The organism is Burkholderia sp. Ac-20345 (assembly GCF_017104825.1).
Lineage (GTDB): Bacteria > Pseudomonadota > Gammaproteobacteria > Burkholderiales > Burkholderiaceae > Burkholderia > Burkholderia lata_B.
In genome coordinates, this window is record NZ_JAAGPO010000401.1 from 1 (window position 1) to 3,253 (window position 3,253).

A 3,253-nucleotide genomic window follows, 5' to 3' on the forward strand; every position below is an offset into this window, starting at 1 on the left:
TCGCGTGCGCGCCGGGACTGTCGGCCGGCAGCGGCGGCATGCCGCCTGCGAGTGCGCCGAACAGCGAGGCCATCCCGTGCCGCACGGCGGCCGCGCGCTGCGCGAGATCTTCCGATTCGGCCTTGCCGAGCGCGAGCAGATCGTCGATACCGTAGATGCCGGCGAACAGCGCGTGCCGCTTGTCGTCGGCGGGCGCCGCCGCGAGGCCGTTGCGCTGCGCGGCGATGACCCGCGCGACGTCGGCCGTGACGCGCGCCACCAGCGCTTCGAGTTTCGCATGCACGTCGCGCGTGCCGAGCAGCATCGACACGAGGCTCAGGCACAGCACGCCGATCGCGACCGTGGAGCCGCGCCCGATCACGTGCTCGAAGGTCAGCTCGGGATGCTGCATCGCGCCGTAGGTTGCGAGGCCGATCGTGTAGCCGGCCACCACGGTGCCCGACGCGCGGAAGTGCCGCAGCAGCGTCATGCCCGCGACGCAGACACCGAGCCAGAACGCGAAGCCGAGGATGAACAGCAGCGGTTGCTGCGCGAAGCAGCCCATCAGCACGAACGCGACGACCATCCCCGCGATCGTGCCGACCACGCGCCATACGCCCTTGCCGATCACGGCGCCCTGAACGGGATTGATCACGAGCAGCACCGTCGACGCCGCCGAGTACGGGGTTTCCAGTTCGAGCAGGTACGCGACACCGAGCGCGAGTGCGGCGGCAATGACCGAGCGCGCGACATACGCGCCGCGCGGCGTGAAGATGTCGATGCGTGCGATCAGCGCCGCGGCCGCGCGATTCAGGCGGCGGGGCGGCGCCGCGACGGCGCGCGTCTGATCTGCTGCTTCATGCACTGCGCTCGCTCCATGAGAAAGGACGAAGCCAGTCTACGGTCGAGCCATGCATGCGGAACAGTGACGTCTTTGCATTCGACGAGTGCGTGCGGCGCATGCGTCATGCGTGCGGCGGATGCAGCGCTGGCTGGCCGATGCACAGTCCGCGCACGACTCGCCGCAACCACTGGTGCGCGGGGTCGCTCTGGAAGCGCGGATGCCACGCCTGCGTGATCAGCACGGTTTCGAGCGGCACGGGCAGTTCGAACGAGCGCACGCCGAGCCCGGCCCGCACCGCGCCGCGCGCGAGATGCTCGGGCAGCGGCAGGATCAGGTCCGACGCCTGCAGCGCGAAGATCGCCGCGTACGGTGTCGGCACGACGAGCAGCACGTGCCGCGCAAGCCCGCGCGCGGTGAGCGCGTCGTCGATCGGCCCCACCGACTTGCCGCGCCGCGATACGCCGATATGCGGCCAGCGCGCGAAGCGCTCGGGCGTGATGTCGTCGTCGAAGATCGGGTGGTCTTGGCGCGCGAGACCGACGAAAGTCGTCGTGAACAGCGGCTGCACGCGAATCTCCGGCCCGAGGCGGCGCGACGCGCTGATGAACAGGTCGATGCGGCCGCTGCGCAACGCGTCGTCGTCCACGTCGTCTTCCTCGGGCATGAAGCGCAGCATCGCGCGCGGCATCCCGCGCGCCATCTCCTCGAGCAGGCGGCTGCTGTGCAGCCCGACGAAGATGTCGTTCGCCCGCACGTTGAACTGCTTGTCGAGCATGCCGAGATCGATTTCCGCGGACGGGGCGAGCAACTGCGACGCGCGCTCCACGGTTTCGCGGACGACACCGCGCAGTTCGAGCGCGCGCGGCGTCGGCACCATCTTGCGGCCGGCCTGCACGAAGATCGGGTCGCCGACCGTTTCGCGGATGCGCGCGAGCGTGCGGCTCATTGCGGGCGGGCTGAGGTTCATGCGGCGTGCGGCGCCGACGACGCTGCCCTCTTCGAGTAGCGCGTCGAGCGAAATCAGCAGGTTCAGGTCGGGTGCCATCGGCTTCTCCGTTTCATCGCGTGCATGCGGCGCAATGGTAGTGCGGGATACGCGCGCGCAGGGTGACTGCAACGCACGCAACGATTGCGTGCGGCATCACGCGTGACGCATGCATCGAGGGTGTTATTGGCCGGTACCGGCATCGGGCGGCAGTGAGCGGACGGCGGCGAACGCGCCGTTCACGTACATCAGCGGGTTCACGTCGTCGGACATCGCGACGCGCGTGACCCGTCCGACCAGGATCGAATGCGAGCCGACCTCGACCTGCTCGAGCGTGTCGCAGAAGAACGACGTCTGCGCGTTCTCGAGGTAGGGCAGGCCGGTTGCCGCGTCGGTGCGCCACGCGTCGTGCGCGAAACGCGCATCGGAGCCCGTCGTGCTGCACGCGAGCGCGAGCGGCACGTGGCAGCTTCGCAGCGCGTTCACGCAGAAGCGCCGGCGGCCGGTGATCGACGCGTGAATGCTGGCGCGCCGGTTGATGCATACCAGCACGGTCGGCGGATCGAGCGCGACCGACGTGAACGAGCTGGCGGTCAGCGCGCACGGTGCGGCCTCGGCGCCGTCGCCGCCGGTCGTGACGATCGTGACGGTGGCGGCCACGCCGCGCATCGCCTGTTTCAATTGCTGCGCAATGTCCACGGTGTTCATCATGATGCGGTCCTGTCACGAGGAGCCCCGGCGCCGCGCGGCTCGCGCCGCGCGGCGCCGGGGCGGGCGTCAAAGCTGGTACGCGTCGGCCCAGGTCCAGTGGTAGGACTTGAAGTCGGCGCGGCGCGACTTGAGCTCGGCGTCGCGCGCCTGCTGCTCGGGGCCGTCGGGCAGGTGGAACACGCCGCCGTTGCCGGCCGACGCAAGCTGGATCCGCGCGCTGCGGTCGATCCGCAAGCGCTGGTACTCGACCAGCGCGGCGCCGAGGGCCTCCTTCGACGCGAGACCGGTCACGCACCGGCCGAGCACGACCGCGTCCTCAAGCGCCTGCGCGGCGCCCTGCGACTGGTACGGCAGCATCGGATGGCACGCGTCACCGAGCAGGCACACGCTGTCCCACACCCAGCGCGTGAGCGGCTGGCGGTCGTGCAGCGACCAGCGGCTCAGGTCCGACGCGCAGCGGATCAGCCCGACGAGGCGCGGATCCCAGCCGTCGAGCTCGGCCTCGAGCGTCGCGCGATCGCCCTTGCTGCTCCACGATTCGCGCGTGCTGCCGTCGCCCGGCACGATCACGACGAGGTTCAGTAGCCGGCGATCGCGCACCCAGTAATGGATCGCGTGCCGGCCGGGCCCGAGCCAGATCGTCACCTGCGGTTCCTTGACGATCTCGAACACGGGCGAGCGCGGATCGATCGCATCGACGTCGATCAGCGCGCGATACGCGTCGTCGCCGCTGT

At 70.2% G+C, this 3,253-nt stretch carries 4 protein-coding genes; all 4 read right to left on the minus strand.

Annotated features, from left to right (window positions below; genetic code table 11):
- Nucleotides 1–844 (minus strand): FUSC family protein (locus G3O06_RS47260; protein WP_205820184.1); only part of this gene is annotated, 844 nt, incomplete at its 3' end.
- Between the two features lie 100 nt (nucleotides 845–944).
- On the minus strand, nucleotides 945–1,868 hold the full coding sequence (locus tag G3O06_RS47265) for a LysR family transcriptional regulator (RefSeq protein ID WP_205820185.1): 924 nt from the start codon (nucleotides 1,866–1,868) through the stop codon (nucleotides 945–947).
- A gap of 123 nt (nucleotides 1,869–1,991) precedes the next feature.
- On the minus strand, nucleotides 1,992–2,519 hold the full coding sequence (locus tag G3O06_RS47270) for a flavin reductase family protein (RefSeq protein WP_174998281.1): 528 nt from the start codon (nucleotides 2,517–2,519) through the stop codon (nucleotides 1,992–1,994).
- A gap of 66 nt (nucleotides 2,520–2,585) precedes the next feature.
- The coding region (locus G3O06_RS47275) for an FAD-dependent monooxygenase (RefSeq protein WP_205820186.1) at nucleotides 2,586–3,253 on the minus strand (668 nt) is incomplete at its 5' end.

What these genes read in the sequence shown, in the direction of transcription:
- G3O06_RS47265 (WP_205820185.1), bottom strand. Translation starts at nt 1,868, where the DNA reads ATGGCACCCGACCTGAACCTGCTGATTTCGCTCGACGCGCTACTCGAA.
- G3O06_RS47270 (WP_174998281.1), bottom strand. Translation starts at nt 2,519, where the DNA reads ATGATGAACACCGTGGACATTGCGCAGCAATTGAAACAGGCGATGCGC.